The following is a 21,869-nucleotide window of genomic DNA, read 5'->3' on the forward strand; positions in this document are numbered from 1 at the left end:
TTAAGTAGCAAGAATGCAGATAAAACTCAGTTCTATTAAACGTAGCTTAACTAGTATGGTGATTTTAATCACCACGGTACTGGTGACTTTAGCCTGCGCGGTGCTGAGTTTTAGTTTTATTGCTGATACACAATCAAGGCTGTTACGCCAAACCAGTGAAGTTAGCCAAGTAATTGCTGAAAACTCCACCTCGTTTATGGTGTATAACCAGCCCGACGTTGCTGAGCGCTGGTTACAGAGTTTGCGTCATACGCCGCAGGTTCTGCATGTGCATCTATACCGTTTTGACACTGCCACCAATAGTTTGAAGTTTTTCGCAAGTTATTATGCTGACCGCGAATCGCCTATTCCGGTGCGCTTTGAGCGAGTGGCGAATCTTTCGAATGCGCGCATTACCGACACCTATGTTGAGTCATCAGTGCCTATTTACGTGCAAAACGTGTTGCAAGGTTATGCGTATGTGCGCACCTCGCGCCAGCAGTATGACGAGGCAAAACTATATGTACTTGCCATAAGCGGTATTATTAGCACCGCTGGTTTAATATTTAGTTGGTTGTTGTCGTTATGGCTGCGCCGCGCTATTACCCAGCCGCTTGATGGCATGGTTGAGAGTATTCAAGATATTGCCCGCGACAAAGAATATAACCGCGCCCTGCCTGAGTTCGACTTGCAAGAACTTGACCGCTTGGCGAACGCTTTTAATTCATTGTTGAGCCGTATACAACAGCACATAGAACGCCAAGAACAAGCTGAAAAGGCTGCTAGCGAACTCAATACCGAGCTTGAAGCACAAGTTAGACAGCGTACGCAAAAACTGTACGAGTCAAACCAAGAATTGCATCAAGCGCTTGAAACCGCTCATCGCTATCAAAGTGAGCTGGTGCAAGCGGAAAAAATGTCGTCGTTGGCTAAGCTGGTTTCTGGAGTTGCCCACGAAGTCAACACGCCTGTGGGGCTTGCGGTTACCTCAACCTCAATTTTGCAAGACACGCTACGCACCTTGAAGCAAAAGTTTGCTGAGAAAAAGCTGACCGCCCAAGAGTTTCAGCGGCATATGACATCATTTGATCAAAACTTGGCATTAATTAGCCGTAATATTTCGCGCACCGCTGATTTAATTAGTAATTTTAGTAAGCTTTCAATGGACCAGTTTAGTGACGAAGACCGTGCCATTCACTTAGCGAAATTCTGGGACGACGTGTCGCAAAGTTTACGCAATCGTCACGCCGAGCTCGCTGACGTTGAATTAAGCGCTAATGTTGCCGATGATTTGATTATTACCACACTGCCGGGCCCTCTGAATCAAGTAATTAGCCAACTGGTGCAAAACGCCTTACAACATGCGTTTACCAACACCAGCAAGCCCCACATTCATTTCGATTTCGAACTGCTTTCGAGTAGCGCAGCGACTGACGATACACTTGAATTACAAATGACTTACACCGACAATGGTGATGGCATTCCTGAAGAGCTATTAAAAAGTGTATTTGACCCCTTTGTCACGAGCAAGCGTAGTCATGGCGCTGCTGGCCTTGGTTTGCATTTAGTTTATAACTTAGTGGCCCAAGTTTTACATGGCCACATTGAGCTGCAAAGCGCGTCTGGCGAAGGCACCCGATACACAATTACGTTCCCTGTGCGTCATGCCAAACATTTGAAGGCTTAAATTAAAGAATTCTTGCACGATTATCGAGCTATATATAAAATCACATGCTACACTAAGTTTGATTACCAAATTTCAACACATGTTAACAGATTCTCGGAACTACTTATGAGCGCCAGATTATTAATCGTCGAAGACGAAGTCGTAACACGGAATACACTCACGCGATTGTTTCAGCAAGAAGGCTATGACGTGTTTGATGCTGCAGACGGCATGCAAATGCAACGCATTATGGCTCGTCAGCAAATCGATTTAGTCATTATGGATGTGAACTTACCGGGTAAAAGCGGTATTGAGCTGGCAGAAAAATTACGTGAAAACGATAACATTGGCTTGGTGTTTCTTACCGGCCGTGACGCGGAAGAAGATCGTTTGCTAGCCCTTGAATTAGGTGCAGATGACTATTTAATCAAGCCGTACAATCCGAAAGAATTGATTATTCGCGTACGCAACTTATACCGTCGCATTGAAGCACTGAAAAGCCAACAAAGAAACGTGGGCCATGACAGTGTGATATATGACTTCAATGGTTGGCGTTTAGAAAGCGACAGCCGCTGCTTATTCTCACCAGATGGCAAAATGTTCCGCTTGCCAAAAAGCGAATATCGCGCCATGGAATTATTTTTAACCAACCCTGGTAAAATTCTCGACCGCGAAACTTTGGTGAAGAAAATGCTTGACCGTGAGTTACGTCCGAATGACCGCACCGTTGATGTAGCCATTCGCCGTATTCGTCGTCATTTTGAGGCTGACCAAACCTCGCCAAACTTAATCACCACCATTCATGGTGAGGGTTACCGCTTTATTGGTGATGTGTCGATTAAGCACCTAGAGCAACCGTCTCTAAATACCCCGAGCATGTAGCCAGTGGCGTAACTCGTGTTGGTGCAGTGGTAATTCTAGTGACCACTGCGCCATCAGCTCATCAGCGTCTTGCCAGTGCCATTCTTCTCGTTCTAAGCGTTCCATTTGACTTGCTAATTGGCGTAGCCCAACCGATCGACAAGCTCCTTTAAGCTTATGAGCTTGACGTCTGGTTTCTGTTTCATCGCGCTCTTGCACCAGCTCGTTTAAACGCTTTAAATAACCGCCAATGTTGTCACTGAAGGTTTCGTACATTTCATGTACACCTTCTTTGCCTAACAACTCATAATACTGCTCAAGTAACTTTTCATCTAACATGGTGGTTTCCTTATCCATCTTTTTCGATACCCTTAATCGAAAACTTTTCCTTTGGTTCTGAACCCAATCTGGCAAACTACCGTATTGAGCTTAAATCTTGTATACTATCGCCCCCTTTTACGGGACTAAGTATTTTTAAACGTTTGGAGCCGTACACGCATGCCAACAGCTACACCAACTTTGATGCCAGATATCGCCAATCAAACCCGCGCGCAAACCGAGGGTAAACTCGATTGGGTGGGCATGAGCAACATTGAAATGCCACTGGTTGTCTTAGCTGCCCAAGAGCCGGAGCGCCCTGTGGGTGCACATGTCGATGCGTTTGTGAACCTCACAGACCCGAAAGCGAAAGGCATTCACATGTCTCGCTTATACCTGCTGTTGGAAGATTTATCAAACAATGATGTGCTTAGCCACCAATCGTTAGGCAAATTATTGCATGACTTTATAGATAGTCACGATGGGCTAGCAGATCAAGCCTATGTGAAGTTTAGTTTTGACTATCATTTACGTCGCAAATCTTTAATCAGCAAAAAGCAAGGCTGGAAGGCCTACCCAGTGACAGTGACTGGCCGTTATGACAACGGTCATTTAACCTTAGAGCTTGGCGTAGAAGTGCCGTACTCAAGTACCTGTCCGTGCTCAGCAGCTTTAGCTCGCCAGTTAATTCAAGATGCATTTGCTGACCAATTTGGTACCGACGCAGAGGTAGATGCAGAGTTAGTACACCGCTGGCTAGGCACTACCCAAGGTATTGTAGCAACGCCTCACAGCCAGCGCTCAGTGGCGCAAGTGAAAGTGATTATGGGCAACGACATTAGCGAACTGCCAATTATTGCCTTAATAGATGCCATTGAAGATGCCTTGAAAACACCAGTGCAGGCCGCCGTTAAGCGTGAAGATGAACAAGAGTTCGCGCGCTTAAACGGGCAAAACTTAATGTTCTGCGAAGACGCCGCTCGACGTTTACAGCACGCTCTAAATCAGCAATCACACTTCTCTGATTTCTGGGTGCGGGTAAACCATTATGAGTCGTTACACGCGCATGACGCGGTGAGTATTACCACCAAAGGTGTGCCTGGCGGCTATAAAGCTTAAGCATTTTATCGACCATCGAATCCGGCTGCGGTATACTTTGCGGCCGGATTTTTTTTGTTTTAAAAACCTAGTTTTAACTAGCTAACCAGAACCTTAATCGAGACAGGCATGGAACCTATTGATATCGTTGGCATCGGCAACGCACTCGTCGACCAGGAATTTGAAGTCACTGACGAATTTTTGCAGCAACACCAAATTGAAAAAGGCATGATGACGCTCATTGAAGACGCCGACCAAGAGCGCTTAATTCAGCTGCTTGCCCAACGTGGTGAACTGAAAAAGCAATCGGGCGGTGGCTCCGCAGCTAACTCTTTAGTTGGCTTCGCACAGTTTGGTGGCAAGGCTTTTTATTGTTGCAAGGTTGCTGACGATCAAGCCGGAGAATTTTATTGTGAAGACCTAGAAAGTATTGGCATTACCACCAATACCGGTAGCAAAAAACACGAAGGAAAAACCGGTCGCTGCTTAGTCATGGTAACCCCAGATGCCGAGCGCACCATGCGCACCTACTTAGGTATTACCGCCGACTTGTCAACCGATGAGCTTGATGAAGAAGCCATTGCCCGCGCCCAATACTTATACATTGAAGGTTACTTGGTCACCTCACCTATTGCGCGCCAAGCCATTGCCCGCGCCAAGGAGGTTGCGCGCGCTAACGGTACCAAAATTGCCATGACCTGCTCTGACCCTGCCATGGTCAAATATTTCCGCGACGGCATTGATGAAATTCTTGATGGCGGCGTAGACGTTATGTTCTGTAACGAAGAAGAAGCACGGATCTTAACCGGCAGCGATGACGTACAAGAAGCCATGCAGCTGTTACAAAAGCATGCCGATTTGGTGGCCATTACTTTAGGTAAAAACGGTGCTTTACTTGGCGATGGCGAGCGTTTAGTCACGGTGCCTGGCGTACCAGTGAAAGCCGTTGATACCAACGGTGCTGGCGATATGTTTGCCGGCGCCATGATGTTTGGTTTAACGCGTAGCTATTCGTTGGCGGCCTGCGGTTTGCTTGCTAGCAACGCTGCAGCAGAGGTGGTGTCGAATTTTGGCCCGCGTTTGAGTTTAGATCGTCAGCAGCAGTTGCTTATACGCCTGCAGCACACCCCAGAATTTAATTAACAACAACGATATTAGCTGTTGGATATTAGATATTAGCAACAGCAAATACCCGATACTTGGGCTCTAATATCCAATATCGAATAGCTGATATCGCAGTGAGGTTTTAACATGCAAGATTATAAAGTCGCAGATATCAACTTGGCCGCTTGGGGCCGCAAAGAAATCTCAATTGCCGAGTCAGAAATGCCGGCTTTGATGACTATTCGCCGCAAATATGCTGACAGCAAGCCACTTGCCGGTGCACGTATTATTGGTTGTATTCACATGACCATTCAAACTGCTGTACTTATTGAAACGCTAGTTGAGCTTGGCGCTGAAGTACGCTGGTCGTCGTGCAATATTTTCTCTACTCAAGACCATGCGGCGGCGGCTATGGCTGCAGCTGGTATTCCCGTATTTGCTTGGAAAGGCGAAACTGAAGAAGAATACGAGTGGTGTTTAGAGCAAACTTGCCACCAAGACGGCGAGCTGTGGGATGCCAACATGATTTTGGATGACGGCGGCGATTTGACCCTGCTCATTCATGACAAATACCCACAAATGTTGGACAAAATTCACGGTATCACCGAAGAAACTACCACTGGTGTGCACCGTTTGTTAGAAATGCTGAAACACGGTACCTTGCGCGTGCCAGCAATTAACGTGAACGACTCGGTTACCAAGTCGAAAAACGACAACAAGTATGGTTGCCGTCACTCACTGAATGACGCGATTAAACGCGCTACAGACCATTTATTGGCTGGTAAAAAAGCCTTAGTAATTGGTTACGGCGACGTGGGTAAAGGCTCTGCGGCAAGCTTACGCCAAGAAGGCATGATTGTTAAAGTAACTGAAATTGACCCAATTTGCGCCATGCAAGCATGCATGGACGGCTATGAAGTGGTGTCACCGTTTGTTAACGGCGTAAATACCAACTCGGCCGAAGGCATCAACCGCGATTTGTTGCAGAACATTGACTTAATTGTCACCACAACGGGTAACGTGAACGTGTGCGATCGCCACATGCTAGCTGCGTTAAAATCAACTGCGGTGGTATGTAACATTGGTCACTTCGACAACGAAATTGACACCAAATTTATGCGTGATAACTGGCGTTGGGACGAAGTGAAGCCACAAGTTCATAAAATTCATCGCAGCGATGATGACAACGATTACTTGTTGTTGTTATCAGAAGGCCGCTTGGTGAACTTAGGTAACGCAACAGGCCACCCAAGCCGTGTTATGGACGGTTCATTTGCAAACCAAGTTCTGGCGCAAATGCACTTGTTTGACGAGAAGTTCGCTGACTTGCCGGCTGCCGACAAAGCTGCGAAACTACGCGTTGAAGTATTGCCGAAGCAGCTTGATGAAGAAGTTGCACGCTATATGGTGCAGGGCTTTGGTGGGGTGATGACGAAGCTTACTCAGCAGCAAGCGGATTATATTCATGTTGCTGTTGAAGGCCCATTCAAGTCCGACGACTATCGCTACTAAACTGCAAAAGCGATATTAGCTGCCGAAAAGCGATATTAGATATTAGATCTGGTGTCGCTTTGCTTTTTCTAATATCTAATATCTAATATCTAATATCGAAGTTGCCCTTTATGAAGATTACGTACAAACAACTGACGACAGCTGAATATGACGAAGTGATCGAGCTTGGTAATCGCGTACACGGCGAGAACTATTTAACGCCCGAGTCACTTGCCGATTATCATCAACGTGGCGTGGTGGGCGACATCAATTTAAATTGGCTAGCCTATGCCGACGGTAAACTCGCAGGAATTCGGTTAACCTTTGCTCCGGGTAATTGGGACATTGATGGCCACTGTAGCCCCTCGCAATGGCCTGTGCCAGCTGAACAAATTTGCTATTTCAAGTGTGTGGCAGTAGACCCGAACGTGCGTGGCGGCGGCATTGGCCGTGGGTTATTGCAGCGCTCTATTAAAGAAGCAAAAAAACTGGGTTGTACCGCTGGGCTTGCTCATATTTGGATGCAAAGCCCCAAAAATGCGGCGTTTGAATATTTCACCCGCTGCGGTGGTGAGCTTATTCAAGAGCATAACAAGCGTTGGTACGACTTATCTGTCAACGAGGGCTACCATTGCCCAGTGTGTGATGGTGTTTGTTATTGCACTGCCGGCGAAATGATTTTGCCATTTAACAGGTAGCCTTTAGGGTATGTACGATCCGCTTGAAAGCAACAGCATACCCTCACAACAGCCTCATGCTGCTAGCTATTGGCATCAGCATACCCAAGTCGAGTTTCCCACTACCACAGAACAATTGCCTGATACCGCAGATGTTGTGGTGATTGGGGGCGGCTATTCTGGCCTGAACGCCGCTTTAGAACTGGCGGAAAATTATCAACAACGCGTGGTTTTAGTTGAAGCCAATCAGCTGGGCTGGGGCTGCTCGACTCGTAATGCAGGCTTTGCCATGCCAGGTACCGGGCGGCTTGGTTATTCGGCATGGAAGAAGCGTTGTGGAGAAGCTGTTGCACAAGGCATTCAAGCTGAATACCAACTTGCTTTTGCGCGCTTAGAACGCCATTTGGCGGCCTGCCCACAGCAGTTGCAGGCCCAACGGGGCGGTTATGTGAAAATTGCCCACCATGAGCGAGCTATTGCTGATTTGCACAGTCAATACCAGGCGTTATGTGAGTACGAGCCCAATACAATGTGGCTTAACCGTGAGCAAATTCGAATTCGGGTTAATTCGCCGCAGGCTCATGCAGCCATTCACTTTCCGCAAAGTTTTGGACTGAACCCGCTATTATTGCTGGCAAGCGTGGCTCGGCAGGCCGTTGCAGCGGGCGCTAGCTTGGTAGAGAATGCGGCGGTTAACGGCTGGCAAACGGAGCCAAGCGGCATGCATGTGCTGCACACCAATAAAGGCACTATTCGTGCGCCCAAGGTTATCGTGGCGACCAACGGGTATACGCCAAACCATTTACACCCCAGTATTCACGGCCGCTCGTTACCGGTGTTATCAAGTGTTATTGTCACGCGTACTTTGAGCCTTGACGAACGCGCTGCTATTCGGCTTAAACCCCATGAATTAGTGATGGATACACGCGCGTTAAAATATTACTTTCGGTTGTTGCCTGACGGCCGTTTGTTATTTGGGGGGCGCGGCGCTATTCGTGGCCGTGACGCCGAGCATCCGCGCTACGTAAGGCATTTACTACAGGCTATGGCAGCAACGTTTCCGGCGTTAAACCGCTTAAGCCAACAGGCGCCCGAGTATAGTTGGAGTGGCTGGGTATCGGTTGCTCTGGATGACTACCCACGCATTTACAGCCCTGCAGCGGGTATTTTTACCACCATGGGATATTGCGGTGCTGGAGTCACCTTCAGCCAGCTTGCGGGGCAGCGTGTTGCGCAATTGGCAATGGGTGAGACCATGCCCACCCTGCCTTTTTATCAGTCGCCGTTACCCAAATTTCCGCTACCTCAGCTGCGCCGCCTAGGCCAGTGGCTGTACTACGTAGTGAGCTACGTAGCCCGGCGTTGACGGACTCCTCCGTAGCAGCGGGCAATAACGGTGCTGCGCACCACCCGGCGTTGACGGACTCCTCCGTAGCAGCGGGCAATAACGGTGCTGCGCACCACCCGGCGTTGACGGACTCCTCCGTAGCAGCGGGCAATAACGGTGCTGCGCACCACCCGGCGTTGACGGACTTCTCCGTAGCAGCGGGCGATAACGGTGCTGCGCACCACCCGGCGTTGAACGCCGGGCTACAGGCCAAACACCACTTTTTCGCTGGCGAGCATGCGGCCGATGAAACGGATCAGCAGCCAGCTGACTAACAAGGTGGCAAGTGCGCTAATACCCATTGGCAGCCAATGCAAGCTTTCGCCTTTAATAATATCTAACAGGGCTTGGTGTTGGCCGGTAAGCGGCAAGTAATACAGCACTGGGTTTTTCAAGCGGGCGAATTCCACACCAAACACCGCCAACATAGGCAGCATTAATAAGAACGAGATATAAGTTTGCGCTTCTTTAAAGCTCTTCGCGCGAAAGCTAACAAACAGTTGCAGCGACGTGGCGAATAACGCAAGCGGTACTAGCATGAGCACAATTAACACCATCATGGTCCAATCAAGCGACAAGCTAATACCAATATTATGCAGCGGTAAAAAGCGGAAAATAATCGGTATTAACACCACACTTAACACCCCGCCAAAAATAGCAAAGCAGCTTGCAGCTAAGGCTTTGCCAAGCACCAACTGATGTGCGTTCAGCGGCTGTGAGAGCAACAACTCGAGCGAATTACGTTCGCGTTCGCCAGCGCTAATATCAATAGCCACGTTCATACCAGAAAAGAACACAGAAAGTAGGATAAAAATCAGCACGCTACCCATTAAAATAGCGGCGCGCGAACCCTTGGTGGCGGTATCATGCTTAACTAAGTCAATAGGCTTCACCACTCGCGGATCTAGACCGCGCATTTGCAGGCGTATATAGGCAATCTGGCTACCATATGCCTCAATTGCACGTTCAATACGATTGATATCGCCGCGTTGTTTAGTGGCACTAAAATCGGCTGTTAAGGTTACTTTCGCGGGCATAGCCATGGCTAAGTCATCAGCCCAGCTTGCGTCAATTTCTAGCGTAATAGGCTGTTGACCTGCCGCCCATGCTTTTTCGCGTTTAACAATACCGTTGCTATTTAAATGTTCAATAAGTGCCGGCGCATGCTCTGCGCCTTGAATGTCAATTTCAACATCGCTTGGGTCGGTCAACTGGCTGATCATCACGTAAAACGCGACGGCCATAAGCAGCGGACCAAAAAATGCGTACGACATTGCCGCCATAACCGAACGCTTATCACGAATGGCGTCTCGTAATTCTTTGCGCCAAACAATTTTCACCGGATTCGTCATGCTGCAATACCCTCGTCGGTACCAATAATCTTCACAAATGCTTCTTCTAATGCTGTTTCACCGGTGAGCTCACACAGTTCTTGTGTGGTTCCCTGCGCTGCCACTTTACCTTTGGCAACCACGACTACTTGGTCGCAGAGCGCTGCTACTTCTTGCATAACATGGCTTGAGAACAAAATACTGGTACCTTGCGCTCTAAGTTCACGCAATAAGTCACGTAAAATACGAGTACTCATCACATCGAGGCCGCGGCTCGGCTCATCTAAAATAAGGTGTTTGGGGCTATGAACAATAGCTTGTGCTAAGGCGACTTTCATACGTTGTCCCTGCGAAAACCCCGTCGCTCGACGGTCAGCAATCTCGAGCATATCAAGGCGCTGCAGCGCGGCTTCTGTTGCTTGGTCACCGGCTTCGCCCGCCAAACCATGCAGGGCCGCGAAATATGCCACCTGTTCGCGCGCGGTTAAGCGCTCATAAAGGCCAAATTTGTCGGGGAATATACCAATATTTCTGCGCGCTTCAAGCGGTTGCTGACCTGCGTCTATGCCGTCTATAAAAGCCTGCCCACTATCTGGTTTTAATAAGCCATAAATGGTGCGCAAACAGGTGGTTTTACCTGCGCCATTGGGCCCTAGCAAGCCGGTAATTTGCCCTTCTGGCGCAGAAAACGACAAACCGTCTAATGCGGTAACCTTGCCGAATTGTTTACGTAAATCTTTGACTTCAATCATTGCGCCTCCTACAGCCCTTTACCGTTTGCATTTAGTACGAACGGCGCCGGTTTTTGCTGCTGCAAGCAACTATCGTCGAGCGCTTCTAAGTTCAGTGTTTCTATAAACTCGCCAGCCAATTTATTGGCGCAGGTATGTCCGGCAATAGTGTGCGAACCTTGCGGTGCAATTAGATGACGGCTGTTACTTAAAGTTTGTGCCGCTAACGCACCCCAAGTTGGCGGGGTAACCGGATCATAGCGCCCCGACAATAATAATGTCGGTATATCGCTATACACAGGTTCGAACCAGGCTTCGGGCCTAGGTGCTTTGGGCCACACCGAACACATGTCAATAAATGCATCAGCGGTACGACTGCCAATAAAGTCGTTGTCTGCATCGGCTTGCAATAGCGCGTCTGTCGCACGTGGTAAGTCTTCACTGCACAAAACAGACAGCGTTAAGCCCATATACATTTCAGATTGGCTCATGATACTACCAAGCAGCCCTACCAAGGGCGTATAGTTTTCGACGTTGGTTTGTTGAATGACATAGGGCAGCATTTGTCGCGTGGTTGGATGGTACAACCCCACGCGCATTACCGAAGTAAACCGCCCGGCGGTAATTAAAATATCGGTTAGTTCATTCGTTAATGGGTCATTAACCTTTAACGGTACGGGCTTGTCTTCAAGCTTGCTTAATGTCTGCAAATAGGTTTGTTTTAAATTGGGGAAAGTTTCATTGCACTTTGGCGAGGCGGCACAGCGCTCCACCAGTAAATCAAATGATTGTGCACCGTGCGCACCAAAGGGGCCCACCACTACCTCTGGCGGCGCTACTGCGTCTAATGTTGCAGAGCGCACCGCCTGCGGTGCTTCTCGCATATAAACTAAGCCAGCGCGGCTGCCGTACGAACCGCCGTAAAGATTTACTTGGGCATAACCTAAATGTTCACGTACTGCTTCAAAGTCTTTAATGGCGTTAACCGTATGGTATTGCGTTAAGTCTTCTTCGCTATAGCGCGCTAAACATTCGCCGGCCATACGATCAAGCGCAATGTCTTCGTCGGCTTTAACAAGTTCATCCACATGACTTACTTCACAACTTAACGGATTAGATTTGCCGGTACCACGTTGATCAATCAGCAAAATGTCTCGTTGCTTACGCACGTCACTGAACATTCGGTTAATCATGGCTGCTAGTTCAGTGGCTGCTTGGCCTGGCCCACCCGCTAAAATTAATAACGGGTCTGGTTTTTTGTTTTCATTAACCGCCGGCAACACAGCGTAATTAATAGAAATTTTCCGACCTTGTGGCTGCTCATAATTTTCCGGAACGCTCAGCTGGCCGCATAATACTTGTTCGCTTATATTGCTCAAGTAACACGCTTCTAAGGGCAAACTTGGCTGTGCCTCCGGTTCATTGGTTTGTGCGCTTGCGTTAAACGTAACCAAGGTAAATAGCGCCGCAGTTATGAAGCTTTTATTTGTCATGAATTGTTATCCAGTTGTAACAAGATAACCTAGTGTATCTTTGCCCGTGAGGAATAGAAAGCAAGAAACTGTAAAAGATTGTGATGGTTAGCGATCGCTGCGAGCTGCTTGACTGCGCGCCCGAACAACTTCTGCAATGGGATGCGTTGGTTCCTGATTTTTAACCCAAGCAATGTCGCCTGAGCTATACAAGTCATCAATAAGAACGCTGTGAGCAATAAAGCGGCCGATATCGTAAGCATTACTGCTAGCGGAAAATTGGATCATGGAAGAACCATTACAACGAACTCGGGGGTAAATATCACGTAAGCGTAAACGCAAATCGCGCAAGGCATTGCGAAAGCCGGTAGAGTCATTTGCTTGCACATAGCTACAAAACAGCAACGCCAAATCATCGCCATTGGCACGGTACTGTGCGTGGCTAGGCGCTGTATAGCTCATTAAAACAAAACTGATAAATACAATGGCAAGTGCACTTGTTGACTTGCTACCCCAGAACAACATATTGATTTCTTCACTATTAATGATTACGAGCTCATGTTAGCTAGGGCTTTTGAAGGGTGCAACGGAATAAATTGTTAAGAAACCAGGTTACCTAACTTTTTTTTTACAGTTGGTAAGGGCTGTCTTAAAACTTACACACGGCGATAAATTTCTGTTACAAATTCATGCGGATTTTGAGCGTTTGCTAGGTGTGTTTCTGACTCGAGCAATTGCCAGTTTGCGTGAGCTTGGTAGTCAGGAAAGTAAGTATCGCCAGCGGTTTCTAGTTTTATTTGAGTAAGATAAAGTAAGTCGGCAAGTGGTAAAAATTCAGCGTAAATGCGCCCACCACCAATAACCATTAACTGTTCAATGTCGCCGGCTGCGTCAATGGCTTGCGCGGGTGAGCTCACCCAAATCACGCCTTTGTCATCGGTAAAAGGTTGCTTATACTGGCGGCTAAGCACAATATTGGTGCGCCCAGGTAACGGACGGCCGATGGACTCATAGGTTGCACGACCCATGACGACAGGTTTACCAAGGGTTATTTTTTTGAAGTGTTGCAGTTCTGCCGGCAGATGCCATGGCATATCGCCATCTTTACCGATCACTCGATTTGCAGCCATTGCTGCCACCAATGCAATCTTCATTACCCCCCCCCGTAGCCCGGCGTTTTACGCCGGGTCGTGACAACGTCACGGTTCATGTCTCACTTTTATCGATTCACGATGCTGCGCATCACTCGGCGTAAAACGCCGAGCTACTTTTGGTAGATTACTTCGACGTCGTAGTCGTCATCGTCGTCGTCAAAGTCGTCATCATCGTCTTCAAACTGCTCAAGTTGCTCTTTGTGGTAATCATCCCACTTGAACTCAACGCTTGCTTTCGCTTCAGCTTCCATTTCTTCCGGCGTTTGTTTTGGCAGCTTTTCTAAGTACTCAATAATGTCTTTGCAAAGCGCGTCGGTATTAATGTGCGACAAGCCAGAGATTTGATAAACCGGGCCGTCCCAATCAAGCGCAGCTTTCACGCGCTCAATACCTTCAGCAATTTCTTCTTCGCTTAACAAGTCAACTTTGTTGACCACCAACCAACGCGGTTTCGCGGCAAGCTCTGGGCTATACTTTTTTAGCTCATGAACAATTTTAACCGCTTGCTCGGCCGGATCAGTTTCATCATACGGCGCTAAATCAACAAGATGCAATAATAAACGGCAACGCTCAAGGTGCTTCAAGAAACGAATACCTAAGCCAGCACCTTCCGCTGCGCCTTCAATAAGGCCTGGAATATCAGCAATAACGAAAGTGGCATGTGGCACTGGGCGTACAACACCTAAGTTTGGCACCAAGGTGGTAAATGGATAGTCTGCAACTTTAGGTTTTGCCGCGGATACTGAACGAATAAATGTCGATTTGCCGGCATTAGGCATGCCAAGCAAGCCAACATCGGCTAACAGCATGAGCTCTAGTTTCAAGTTACGAATTTCGCCTGGGGTACCCATAGTTTTCTGGCGCGGTGCACGATTGGTTGAGCTTTTGAAGCGCGCGTTACCTAAGCCGTGGAAGCCGCCTTTGGCAACCATGCGACGCAAACCGTGACGGGTTAAGTCACCTAATACTTCGCCAGTTTCTTGATCTGTTGCACGGGTACCTACGGGCACTTTCAGTACTAAGTCTGAGCCGCGTTTACCAGTACAGTTTTTGCCATGGCCGTTTTCGCCGCGCTGGGCACGGTGAAAACGCTCAAAGCGATAATCAATCAGCGTGTTGAGGTTTTCATCGGCTTCTAGATAAACGTCGCCGCCATCGCCACCGTCACCGCCGTCGGGACCGCCTTTGGGGATATATTTTTCACGTCGAAAACTGACTACGCCGTTGCCGCCGTCGCCTGCTTCTACGCGAATTTCGACTTCATCTACAAACTTCATGATATTACCTACCTGCTTACATGAAAAAACCCCGCCACTTCGGACGGGGTTTCAATACTTCATTGTTAGCTGTATTAGAGAATAACCGTAGCTTCGCTACGTCCCGGCGTATAACGCCGGGCTACCATTATTCGGTAACGATGCTAACGTATTTGCGGTTTTTAGGACCTTTCTCCGCAAAAGAAACTTTGCCGTCCGCTAATGCGAACAAAGTGTGGTCACGGCCGATACCGACGTTATCACCAGCGTGGAATTTAGTACCACGTTGACGAACGATGATGCTACCAGCTAAAACTGACTCACCACCGAAGCGCTTTACACCCAGACGTTTACTTTCTGAGTCACGACCGTTACGAGTTGAACCTGCGGCTTTTTTATGTGCCATGTGTCGTTACTCCTTCAATTAACCGTTAATACCAGTGATTTTCACTTCGGTGAACCACTGACGATGACCTTGGCGTTTCATGTGGTGCTTGCGACGACGGAACTTGATAATGTTCACTTTGTCTGCACGACCGTGATTGATAACTTCCGCCTTGATAGATCCACCAGAAACAAAAGGTGCGCCGATTTTCACGTCGTCACCGTTCGATAGCATTAACACTTGATCGAACTCAACCACATCACCAGTGGCCGCTTCCAGCTTTTCCAGGCGGACGATTTGGCCTTCAGTTACACGGTGTTGCTTACCGCCACTTTGGAATACTGCGTACATGTCTTTCTCCGATTTTCCCCGAGGGGGTCTTATTTGAATTAAATTCAGGGCGCGAATTATATGCCCCTACCGGGCGAAATGCAACTACGATATTAGCTATTAGATATTAGATATTAGACAAACAATAAATACCCGATACATCAGTTCTTATATCCGATATCTAATAGCTAATAGCTAATATCGCTTTTGCTCTTCTAAGCGATGCGGTCGACGGCGATGTCGGCGAGAGCATGCAACGCATCGCGATGCGCTGAAGCCGGCAACTGCTCAAGCTGCTGCTGCGCTAGTTTCGCTTCGGCTAAGGCGCGATCACGCGTGTAGTCCAATGCGCCGGTGCGTTGCATGGCGGCTAAAATTGGCTGCAACTGGTCACGGCCATTGCCATTTTCTATGGCACCGCGGATCATTGTTTGCTCCGCTTCATTGCCGTTCCACATAGCGTACAGCAGTGGCAGGGTCGGTTTGCCTTCAGCCAAGTCGTCGCCCGCTTGCTTACCCATAACGTCGCTGTCTGCGGTGTAGTCCAGTAAGTCGTCAACCAATTGGAAGGCGGTGCCAAGATGGCGGCCATATGCGGCTAACGCGTCTTCAACCGCTTGTGGCTGGCCAGCTAAAACGGCGCCTAGCTGCGTGGCAGCTTCGAATAATTTACCGGTTTTGCCATAAATAACCTCAAAATAGCTGGCTTCGGTGGTGTCCGGATCATTGCAGTTCATTAACTGCAACACTTCGCCTTCAGAAATAATATTGGTGGCGTCAGCTAGAATTTTCATCACTTTCATTGAGTCAAGTGTGACCATGAGCTGAAACGCGCGGGTATACAAAAAGTCACCAACCAACACGCTGGCTTCATTGCCAAATACCGCGTTTGCCGTTTCTTTGCCGCGCCGTAATTCTGAAGCGTCAACGACGTCGTCGTGCAGCAAAGTGGCGGTATGAATAAACTCGATGATGGTTGCGAGTGTTAAGTGCCCTGCGCCTTCGTAACCGACAGCGCGAGCGGCGGTTACCGCCAATAGCGGACGCAAGCGTTTGCCGCCGCTATTCACAATATATAAGCCAAGCTGGTTAATCAGCGCAACGTCTGAGCGTAATTCTGCGCCAATAAGCTGGTTCACACCGTTCATGTCGGCGGCCATCAAAGCATTGATTTCTGATAACTTCATAGCTTCAGTTTAACAGGTAAATTAAGCCCCAGATTGTACATGAAATTTACCGTGCGCACAGCCTAAAAATACCAGAAACATGCCGCATATCACGCCACTCAGGTGCGCATAAATGGCAATGCCATCGGCAAACCCGGGCAGCACAAAATCAAGGAGGGTTTTGAGTAGAATTCCGGCCAGTACAATAACGCTTATCCAGTGCTTTGGAGACTGCGGCAACAGCAAGCTGTCTTTGAGCGCGGCCCAGGCAAATAAGCCATATAGGGTGCCCGAGAAACCAGCATAAATAACGTTAGGGGGCGCCAAAAAATACTGTCCGGCGCTAACTGCTACCACAATGGGCAGCACTGGCCACCAGTCTTGGTTATGGCGAAACTGATCGGGGAACAACATCCACCCCATCCACAACCCAGCAATGTTGTACCAAAGGTGTGGTTGGTCGTGGTGCATAAATTGACTGCTGAGCGGTTGCCACCAAGAGCCCTGTGCAACGGCTCGGTAGTCTAACAGCAACAGCTCATGCCATGGCATAAGCAGGTAATAAAACGACAAAAGCAGAGCGCTTAACACCAATGGGGCGAGTACGCTCTGCTTTTTAGTCATTACTTAACGAAGTCAAGGCCAATTTGAATGTCGTTTTTCAAGCCGTCAAGCATGTCTGCTTTGGCTTTTTCTTCGTATGCGCTTAATTCGCCGTATGGCAGAATTTCTTCAACGCCGTTGGCGCCCAAACGCACTGGGTGAGCGAAGAACAATGCATCTTTACCGTCAGTTTCAACGTAAGTGCATTCAACAACACTGTTGTCGCCTTGCAATGCTTTTACTAATGACAAGCAGAAACGTGCTGCTGCTTGACCCATAGACAAGGTTGCAGAGCCGCCGCCTGCTTTCGCTTCAACAACTTCGGTACCGGCGTTTTGAATACGCTTAGTTAAGGCTTCAATTTGCTCGTTAGTGAAGCTCAAACCAGTTTGTGACAACAATGGCAAAATAGTTGTACCGCTGTGGCCACCAATAACTGGCACGGTTACTTCAGCAGGGTTTTTGCCATGTACTTCAGCAACGAAAGTTTCTGCACGTATTACGTCAAGCGTGGTTACACCGAACAATTTGTTCTTGTTGTATACGCCTTTTTTCTCGAGCACTTTCTTGGCGATAGCAACGGTGGTGTTCACTGGGTTGGTGATAATACCAACACAGGCGTTCGGGCAGTTGTCTGCAATGGCTTCAACCAAGTTGGCAACAATGCCAGCATTAATGTTGAACAAGTCAGAACGGTCCATACCCGGCTTACGTGGTACGCCAGCTGGAATTAACACGATGTCGCTGCCCACTAACGCAGAAGCTAGGTCGTCTTTGCCGTAGCCTTTGACGTTTACAGCCGTTGGGATGTGGCTGAGGTCAACTGCAACGCCAGGAACAACAGGCGCTACGTCGTATAACGCAAGTTCAGAACCAACCGGTAATTGGGTTTTCAAAAGTAATGATAGTGCTTGGCCGATACCGCCAGCTGCACCTAAAACTGCAACTTTCATCTCAGACTCCATCCAGTTATTTGGGGAAATTTCAGGGCGAAAACTCTACTCCTTTTACGCCGAAATTACAACCAAATGGCGGCATATAAACGGCTTGCAACGCACTTTAAACAGTTGCTTAACGGCGCCGAAGCGCTATGATGGCCTATTCTTTTTTTTACCATGACAGCATAAATTTAGGTGCGAAAACATGCCAGAACATAAGCCTGAAGCGATGATTGAAGCCTTTAAAACGCTACTGCGAGAAGAGCGCTATGGTTCGCAAGGTGAAATTGTTGACGCCTTGAAAAATCAGGGGTTTACCAATATTAGTCAATCAAAAGTGTCGCGCTTGTTGAGCAAGTATGGTGCGGTGCGAACCCGCAATACACGGCAAGAGATGGTGTACTGTTTGCCCGCAGAATTGGGTATTCCAAGCACACGCGCGCCATTAACGCAGCTTGTTTTAGATATACAGCACAATGATGTCATGGTGATTATTCGAACCACTCCTGGCGCCGCGCAATTAATTGCTCGCTTGCTTGATTCGGTAGGTAAGCAAGAAGGTGTGTTAGGCACTATTGCCGGCGATGACACCATTTTTATCGCGCCATTGAAGGTTTCCGATATTGATTTCACGTTGCGCAATGTTAAGGCTTTGTTCGAAGAACAAAGCCGGTAGCCCGGCGTTGCACGCCGGGTGGTGCGCAGCACCGTGAATGTCCAATGCAATGGCTGCAGTTAATCGAAGCAATGGCTGCGGCTAATCGAAGCAATGGCTGCGGCTAATCGAAGCAATGGCTGCGGCTAATCGAAGCAATGGCTGCGGCTAATCGAAGCAATAACCGTGGCTGCGCCACGTCCCGGCGTAAAACGCCGGGCTACGCCCCTTTCAAGAACTCAATGGAAGGGGCGAAATAGGCGGCGTTACTGACTGCTTCAATGTAATCCAATAAAGGGTCGTAATCCCCCTGGTCATCCGCGATATAGCGGTTCTTCAGCCATTGCACGACATGCTGTGGCTTACCCGTGCAATACAAAGCCAACAAACCCTGATCACGCAAGTTCCCCCACGGCATATTCTGTCGTAGCAACTCAAACGGTTGTTCTTTAGCATCAATAAGCTGTGATTTTTGTGCATGGGTTACCATGTTAAGCACCGACTCAGGAATACGTTCGCCGGTTACTTTTTTGCGCCCCATGACGTGTTCTTGAATGTCGCTACTTAACTGTTCCCAACGGCGCAAGTCATAACGAAACTTCTGTATAAACACGTAGCTACCGTCAACAAACGCGGGGTCATCTTGCACTAATGTGACTTCGCGGCGCCGCATACCGCGTGGATTATCTGGAGAATCAATAAAACCCATTAAATCTCGCCCATCCATATAGCGAAACGTGTTGATTTGATCGATTAACTCGACGTCATGTCCCAGCCACTCCATGAGGGTTCGTGCCGCCTGAAAGTTAACGTCAAAGCGGTCAGAGCGAATGCTCAATAATAAGTCAGCTGGCTCGCGTGGGGCCTGGCGATCGCCATTGTCGAGTTCAGGAAAACCGGATAGTTGCAGCGGACGCTTTTCAGGGTAGAGAATATCCCAGTAGTCGCTGCCTACCGCAATAAAACCATTGAGCATAGATTCGGAAAAGCGTTGATCAAGGTCATCGAGCAACTGCGGAATACGCGAAAGTTTACGTCGAACATGGTCAACGTCATCGGTCATCACGTTAAGTAATAACGTGACGCCATGCAAATTAGGTTCCGCATAAATTCCCGTTTGTGCCTGCGTCATCATATTTCCGTAAGGTCCTTGTAAATTTCTGCTGCCCAAGACAACCTTTGTGTCACTTCCTCGTCAAATAAGACACATCGGTCGCATTGTACTTGAGTCGGTAAAGCGCTTGGTGCTTATATATTGACACGCCTTTTTGTGTCGTTAGAGTTTAGCATGAGTTTAACATAATCAAGTGTTGTAAAAACCTTGCAAAATCATGCCACAAAATAACGACTTGTATAGCTATAGTACAAGCTCAACTAAACGTTTTAACCAATGCGCGGAGTCACCATGGCAAAGACAACCATATCACGCTTACCTGTTTTTAAATCTACCTTCATTGCGGCGTCTTTAACGTTGCTATTGGCTGGCTGCGCAAATACCGCACCAAGTTCAGAAGCAACCGCTGCCGCTGAGCAAAACTTGAGTGCAACTCAATCCGCAGACGCTAGCTATACCGAATTAGCCAAGCGAATTTACCAAGCCATGCAAGAACACAGCTCTTGGGGTTCGGCCGAGTTGCCAGACATGTCTGCGCAAGCACTTGCTGAAAAGTACGAGCGCCAGCAAGCATGGTTGAACGAACTTATGGCGGTGAATGTTGCAGCGTTATCAACCCAAAACCAAATTAACCACAGAATGCTAACTTACGGGTTAAAAAACCAAGTGGATGGTTACCAATATAAAGACCACTACATGCCGCTAAACGCAGAAGGTGGTTTTCATTCTAGTCTTGGCTTTATGGCCCGCAACGCCAGTTTCCGTTCACAACAAGACGTTGATAACTACTTAAAGCGCCTGCGTTCTATTCCGCGTTACATGGCACAACAAACGGCTTGGCTAGAAAAAGCCCTAGCCGAAGGTTATACACAACCCAAAGCGTCGATGGTTGGGTTTGAAGAGAGTATTACTGCATTTATTGCACAAAACCCACAAGAAAGTTTGTTCTTTGGGCCGTTTAAAGTCGCAAAGCCTGTTTTTGTGACTACTGAGCAATGGGAAGACATACGTCAACAAGCGTTACAGATCATTGATCAAGAGGTGGTACCGGCCTACCAAAACTACTTTGACTTTATGGTCATGAACTATCTGCCAAACAGCCGTGAAAGCGTTGGCGCAAGCGAGCTGCCAAATGGTCGTGAGTTTTATCAGAACCGAATTAAGCACTACACCACGCTAGATTTAACGCCAGAAGAGATTCATCAAAAAGGCTTGGCCGAAGTAAAGCGTATTCGCAACGAAATGGCTGTGGTGATTGAAAAGACAGGATTCAAAGGTAGTTTCGAGGAATTCACCAACTTCTTGCGTACCGATCCTCAGTTTTATCCGAAAACGGCCGAAGAGCTGCTAAAAGAAGCTGCTTATATTTCAAAACAAGCCGATGGCCAGCTACCAAAATTCTTTAAGTTGTTGCCGCGCCAACCCTATGGCATTGCGCCAGTACCAGCAGAAATTGCACCAAAATACACAACCGGCCGCTATTCTGGCAGTAATAGTAGTGACCGCGCAGGTTTCTATTGGGTAAACACTTATGCATTAGACCGTCGTCCGCTGTACCAAATGGAAGCCTTGACCTTACACGAAGCCGTACCTGGGCACCATTTACAGGGCGCCTTGGCGCGTGAGCTTGAAAACATGCCAGATTACCGTCGCTACACCTATATTTCCGCATTTGGTGAGGGTTGGGGGCTTTATGCTGAGTGGCTTGGCAAAGAAATGGGCTTTTACCAAGACCCATACAGCGATTTTGGGCGGTTAAGCTACGAAATGTGGCGTGCCGCCCGCTTAGTCGTTGATACCGGCATGCATGCCATGGGCTGGAGCCGTGAACAAGCGATGGACTTTATGGCGTCTAACACCGCGCTAAGCCTGCACAATGTGAAAACTGAAATTGATCGTTACATTACATGGCCTGGCCAAGCGCTGTCGTACAAACTAGGTGAAATGTTAATTCGTCAGTTGCGCACCGAAGCCGAAGAAGCCTTAGGCGCTGATTTTGACATTCGCGAATTTCATTATCAGGTGCTCAAAAACGGTAGTATTCCACTGGATATTCTCGAGCGCGAAATTCGCCAGTGGATAGATGAGAGCGTCGCCCAACGCCCTGCGTCAGAGTAAAACGCGCAGCGCTGCGATCATCTGAACGCAGCGCT

General features: G+C 48.2%; 23 protein-coding genes. 10 read left to right on the forward strand and 13 right to left on the reverse strand.

The features are described 5' to 3' along the window. The first annotated feature begins 13 nt into the window (after positions 1–13). Together ASC40_RS07710 and arcA are read left to right on the forward strand one after the other, a co-directional pair. Positions 14–1,666 carry a HAMP domain-containing sensor histidine kinase gene (locus tag ASC40_RS07710; protein WP_055439224.1) on the forward strand — a complete coding sequence of 551 codons (1,653 nt, stop codon included), beginning with the start codon at positions 14–16 and terminating at the stop codon, positions 1,664–1,666. 105 nt (positions 1,667–1,771) lie between these two features. Next, complete coding sequence (gene arcA / locus ASC40_RS07715; protein WP_055439225.1) at positions 1,772–2,527, forward strand: two-component system response regulator ArcA; 756 nt, start codon at positions 1,772–1,774, stop codon at positions 2,525–2,527. Here arcA and ASC40_RS07720 read toward each other — a convergent pair. Next, positions 2,507–2,845: an Hpt domain-containing protein gene (locus ASC40_RS07720; protein ID WP_055439226.1), complete on the reverse strand. Its 339-nt coding sequence runs from the start codon at positions 2,843–2,845 to the stop codon at positions 2,507–2,509. The genes arcA and ASC40_RS07720 overlap by 21 nt on opposite strands. 159 nt (positions 2,846–3,004) lie before the next feature. Between ASC40_RS07720 and folE2 the strand changes: the two genes are divergently transcribed. The 6 genes from folE2 (at position 3,005) to ASC40_RS11870 (ending at position 8,856) form a co-directional block, all read left to right on the forward strand. After that, a complete protein-coding gene (gene folE2, locus ASC40_RS07725; RefSeq protein ID WP_055439227.1) occupies positions 3,005–3,943 on the forward strand; it encodes a GTP cyclohydrolase FolE2 in 939 nt (312 codons plus the stop codon). A gap of 108 nt (positions 3,944–4,051) precedes the next feature. Then, positions 4,052–5,065 carry an adenosine kinase gene (locus ASC40_RS07730; RefSeq protein ID WP_055439228.1) on the forward strand — a complete coding sequence of 338 codons (1,014 nt, stop codon included), beginning with the start codon at positions 4,052–4,054 and terminating at the stop codon, positions 5,063–5,065. A 108-nt stretch (positions 5,066–5,173) separates the two neighbouring features. Then, entirely contained in the window at positions 5,174–6,538 is a 1,365-nt protein-coding gene (gene ahcY / locus ASC40_RS07735) for an adenosylhomocysteinase (RefSeq protein WP_055439229.1), read from the forward strand. 110 nt (positions 6,539–6,648) lie between these two features. Beyond that, positions 6,649–7,215 (forward strand): GNAT family N-acetyltransferase, encoded by a 567-nt coding sequence (locus ASC40_RS07740; protein ID WP_055439230.1) that lies wholly within the window; start codon positions 6,649–6,651, stop codon positions 7,213–7,215. 10 nt (positions 7,216–7,225) lie between these two features. Beyond that, the gene (locus ASC40_RS07745; protein ID WP_055439231.1) at positions 7,226–8,560 is read left to right on the forward strand and encodes an NAD(P)/FAD-dependent oxidoreductase; all 1,335 of its coding nucleotides are present in this window, start codon (positions 7,226–7,228) and stop codon (positions 8,558–8,560) included. Next, the gene (locus ASC40_RS11870) at positions 8,521–8,856 is read left to right on the forward strand and encodes a hypothetical protein (RefSeq protein WP_141656129.1); all 336 of its coding nucleotides are present in this window, start codon (positions 8,521–8,523) and stop codon (positions 8,854–8,856) included. The genes ASC40_RS07745 and ASC40_RS11870 overlap by 40 nt, the downstream gene beginning before the upstream one ends. On the opposite strand, the gene ASC40_RS07750 is transcribed toward ASC40_RS11870, so the two are convergent. The 11 genes from ASC40_RS07750 to mdh all read right to left on the reverse strand — a co-directional run bounded on the left by ASC40_RS07750 (position 8,785) and on the right by mdh (position 17,962). Further along, positions 8,785–9,933: an ABC transporter permease gene (locus ASC40_RS07750; protein WP_055439232.1), complete on the reverse strand. Its 1,149-nt coding sequence runs from the start codon at positions 9,931–9,933 to the stop codon at positions 8,785–8,787. The genes ASC40_RS11870 and ASC40_RS07750 overlap by 72 nt on opposite strands. Continuing rightward, entirely contained in the window at positions 9,930–10,664 is a 735-nt protein-coding gene (locus ASC40_RS07755) for an ABC transporter ATP-binding protein (RefSeq protein ID WP_055439233.1), read from the reverse strand. The genes ASC40_RS07750 and ASC40_RS07755 overlap by 4 nt, the downstream gene beginning before the upstream one ends. 8 nt (positions 10,665–10,672) lie before the next feature. Next, positions 10,673–12,136 (reverse strand): alpha/beta hydrolase, encoded by a 1,464-nt coding sequence (locus ASC40_RS07760; protein WP_055439234.1) that lies wholly within the window; start codon positions 12,134–12,136, stop codon positions 10,673–10,675. Between the two features lie 87 nt (positions 12,137–12,223). Beyond that, a complete protein-coding gene (locus ASC40_RS07765) occupies positions 12,224–12,640 on the reverse strand; it encodes a DUF3718 domain-containing protein (RefSeq protein ID WP_055439235.1) in 417 nt (138 codons plus the stop codon). Between the two features lie 131 nt (positions 12,641–12,771). Next, a complete protein-coding gene (gene folA / locus ASC40_RS07770) occupies positions 12,772–13,269 on the reverse strand; it encodes a type 3 dihydrofolate reductase (protein WP_055439236.1) in 498 nt (165 codons plus the stop codon). Positions 13,270–13,379: 110 nt separating this feature from the next. Continuing rightward, positions 13,380–14,546: an Obg family GTPase CgtA gene (cgtA, locus tag ASC40_RS07775; protein WP_055439237.1), complete on the reverse strand. Its 1,167-nt coding sequence runs from the start codon at positions 14,544–14,546 to the stop codon at positions 13,380–13,382. 127 nt (positions 14,547–14,673) lie between these two features. Next, positions 14,674–14,931 carry a 50S ribosomal protein L27 gene (gene rpmA / locus ASC40_RS07780; RefSeq protein ID WP_055439238.1) on the reverse strand — a complete coding sequence of 86 codons (258 nt, stop codon included), beginning with the start codon at positions 14,929–14,931 and terminating at the stop codon, positions 14,674–14,676. Positions 14,932–14,949: 18 nt separating this feature from the next. Further along, positions 14,950–15,261: a 50S ribosomal protein L21 gene (gene rplU / locus ASC40_RS07785; RefSeq protein WP_055439239.1), complete on the reverse strand. Its 312-nt coding sequence runs from the start codon at positions 15,259–15,261 to the stop codon at positions 14,950–14,952. A gap of 194 nt (positions 15,262–15,455) precedes the next feature. Continuing rightward, complete coding sequence (gene ispB, locus ASC40_RS07790) at positions 15,456–16,427, reverse strand: octaprenyl diphosphate synthase (RefSeq protein ID WP_055439240.1); 972 nt, start codon at positions 16,425–16,427, stop codon at positions 15,456–15,458. 21 nt (positions 16,428–16,448) lie between these two features. Then, positions 16,449–17,030 carry a rhombosortase gene (gene rrtA / locus ASC40_RS07795; protein ID WP_055439241.1) on the reverse strand — a complete coding sequence of 194 codons (582 nt, stop codon included), beginning with the start codon at positions 17,028–17,030 and terminating at the stop codon, positions 16,449–16,451. Continuing rightward, entirely contained in the window at positions 17,030–17,962 is a 933-nt protein-coding gene (gene mdh / locus ASC40_RS07800) for a malate dehydrogenase (protein WP_055439242.1), read from the reverse strand. The genes rrtA and mdh overlap by 1 nt, the downstream gene beginning before the upstream one ends. A 190-nt stretch (positions 17,963–18,152) precedes the next feature. On the opposite strand from mdh, the gene argR reads away from it, so the two are divergent. Then, positions 18,153–18,623 (forward strand): transcriptional regulator ArgR, encoded by a 471-nt coding sequence (gene argR, locus ASC40_RS07805; RefSeq protein ID WP_055439243.1) that lies wholly within the window; start codon positions 18,153–18,155, stop codon positions 18,621–18,623. 199 nt (positions 18,624–18,822) lie between these two features. Here the strand turns inward: argR and ASC40_RS07810 are convergent, their stop codons facing one another. After that, a complete protein-coding gene (locus ASC40_RS07810) occupies positions 18,823–19,737 on the reverse strand; it encodes a Dyp-type peroxidase (protein WP_245622246.1) in 915 nt (304 codons plus the stop codon). Between the two features lie 270 nt (positions 19,738–20,007). Between ASC40_RS07810 and ASC40_RS07815 the strand changes: the two genes are divergently transcribed. Continuing rightward, on the forward strand, positions 20,008–21,834 hold the full coding sequence (locus tag ASC40_RS07815; protein ID WP_055439245.1) for a DUF885 domain-containing protein: 1,827 nt from the start codon (positions 20,008–20,010) through the stop codon (positions 21,832–21,834). The last annotated feature ends 35 nt before the right edge of the window (positions 21,835–21,869 follow it).

The sequence above is a fragment of the Pseudidiomarina woesei genome, assembly GCF_001418345.1.
GTDB classification, from domain to species: Bacteria; Pseudomonadota; Gammaproteobacteria; order Enterobacterales; family Alteromonadaceae; genus Pseudidiomarina; species Pseudidiomarina woesei.

Excerpts from the sequence above, each read along its gene's own strand:
- ASC40_RS07710 (WP_055439224.1), top strand. The coding sequence starts at position 14 with ATGCAGATAAAACTCAGTTCTATTAAACGTAGCTTAACTAGTATGGTG.
- mdh (WP_055439242.1), bottom strand. The coding sequence starts at position 17,962 with ATGAAAGTTGCAGTTTTAGGTGCAGCTGGCGGTATCGGCCAAGCACTA.
- ASC40_RS07760 (WP_055439234.1), bottom strand. The coding sequence starts at position 12,136 with ATGACAAATAAAAGCTTCATAACTGCGGCGCTATTTACCTTGGTTACG.
- cgtA (WP_055439237.1), bottom strand. The coding sequence starts at position 14,546 with ATGAAGTTTGTAGATGAAGTCGAAATTCGCGTAGAAGCAGGCGACGGC.
- ASC40_RS07745 (WP_055439231.1), top strand. The coding sequence starts at position 7,226 with ATGTACGATCCGCTTGAAAGCAACAGCATACCCTCACAACAGCCTCAT.
- ispB (WP_055439240.1), bottom strand. The coding sequence starts at position 16,427 with ATGAAGTTATCAGAAATCAATGCTTTGATGGCCGCCGACATGAACGGT.
- folA (WP_055439236.1), bottom strand. The coding sequence starts at position 13,269 with ATGAAGATTGCATTGGTGGCAGCAATGGCTGCAAATCGAGTGATCGGT.
- ASC40_RS07755 (WP_055439233.1), bottom strand. The coding sequence starts at position 10,664 with ATGATTGAAGTCAAAGATTTACGTAAACAATTCGGCAAGGTTACCGCA.
- rrtA (WP_055439241.1), bottom strand. The coding sequence starts at position 17,030 with ATGACTAAAAAGCAGAGCGTACTCGCCCCATTGGTGTTAAGCGCTCTG.
- argR (WP_055439243.1), top strand. The coding sequence starts at position 18,153 with ATGCCAGAACATAAGCCTGAAGCGATGATTGAAGCCTTTAAAACGCTA.
- arcA (WP_055439225.1), top strand. The coding sequence starts at position 1,772 with ATGAGCGCCAGATTATTAATCGTCGAAGACGAAGTCGTAACACGGAAT.
- ASC40_RS07750 (WP_055439232.1), bottom strand. The coding sequence starts at position 9,933 with ATGACGAATCCGGTGAAAATTGTTTGGCGCAAAGAATTACGAGACGCC.
- ahcY (WP_055439229.1), top strand. The coding sequence starts at position 5,174 with ATGCAAGATTATAAAGTCGCAGATATCAACTTGGCCGCTTGGGGCCGC.
- ASC40_RS07720 (WP_055439226.1), bottom strand. The coding sequence starts at position 2,845 with ATGTTAGATGAAAAGTTACTTGAGCAGTATTATGAGTTGTTAGGCAAA.
- rpmA (WP_055439238.1), bottom strand. The coding sequence starts at position 14,931 with ATGGCACATAAAAAAGCCGCAGGTTCAACTCGTAACGGTCGTGACTCA.
- rplU (WP_055439239.1), bottom strand. The coding sequence starts at position 15,261 with ATGTACGCAGTATTCCAAAGTGGCGGTAAGCAACACCGTGTAACTGAA.
- ASC40_RS07765 (WP_055439235.1), bottom strand. The coding sequence starts at position 12,640 with ATGTTGTTCTGGGGTAGCAAGTCAACAAGTGCACTTGCCATTGTATTT.
- ASC40_RS07815 (WP_055439245.1), top strand. The coding sequence starts at position 20,008 with ATGGCAAAGACAACCATATCACGCTTACCTGTTTTTAAATCTACCTTC.
- ASC40_RS07730 (WP_055439228.1), top strand. The coding sequence starts at position 4,052 with ATGGAACCTATTGATATCGTTGGCATCGGCAACGCACTCGTCGACCAG.
- ASC40_RS07810 (WP_245622246.1), bottom strand. The coding sequence starts at position 19,737 with ATGATGACGCAGGCACAAACGGGAATTTATGCGGAACCTAATTTGCAT.
- folE2 (WP_055439227.1), top strand. The coding sequence starts at position 3,005 with ATGCCAACAGCTACACCAACTTTGATGCCAGATATCGCCAATCAAACC.
- ASC40_RS07740 (WP_055439230.1), top strand. The coding sequence starts at position 6,649 with ATGAAGATTACGTACAAACAACTGACGACAGCTGAATATGACGAAGTG.